Source organism: Aliamphritea spongicola, from assembly GCF_017051665.1.
Taxonomy (GTDB): Bacteria; Pseudomonadota; Gammaproteobacteria; order Pseudomonadales; family Balneatricaceae; genus Amphritea; species Amphritea spongicola.
Genome location: NZ_JAFIDL010000038.1, coordinates 1 through 399, shown reverse-complemented (window position 1 = coordinate 399; position 399 = coordinate 1). Strand labels below are relative to the sequence as shown.

Annotated in this window: 1 protein-coding gene; it reads right to left on the bottom strand. The window is 63.4% G+C overall.

The genetic code is table 11. The features are described 5' to 3' along the window. A partial coding sequence (locus tag JYB63_RS22635; RefSeq protein WP_205660190.1) for an ATP-binding cassette domain-containing protein occupies positions 1-399 on the bottom strand: 399 nt, incomplete at both ends.

Here is a 399-nt window from a genome sequence, read left to right as displayed (position 1 = left end):
GACGCGCTCGAGAATGTCGGTCACTTCCAGCTGCATGCGGTCGCGCAACTTCTTGTCCAGCGCGCCCATCGGTTCATCCAGCAGCAGCAGCTTCGGCCGCTTGGCCAGGCTGCGCGCCAGCGCCACCCGCTGCCGTTGGCCGCCGGAAAGCTGGTGCGGTTTGCGCCTGGCGTACTCCTGCATGTGCACCAGCGCCAGCATTTCCGCCACCCGTTCGGCGATCTCCGCCCGCGGCATTTTGTCCTGCTTAAGGCCAAACGCGATGTTCTGCTCCACGGTCATGTGCGGGAACAGCGCGTACGACTGAAACATCATATTGATCGGCCGCTGGTACGGCGGCACATGCGACATATCCTGCCCGTCGAGCACGATCTGCCCTTCCGTCGGCTGTTCAAAACC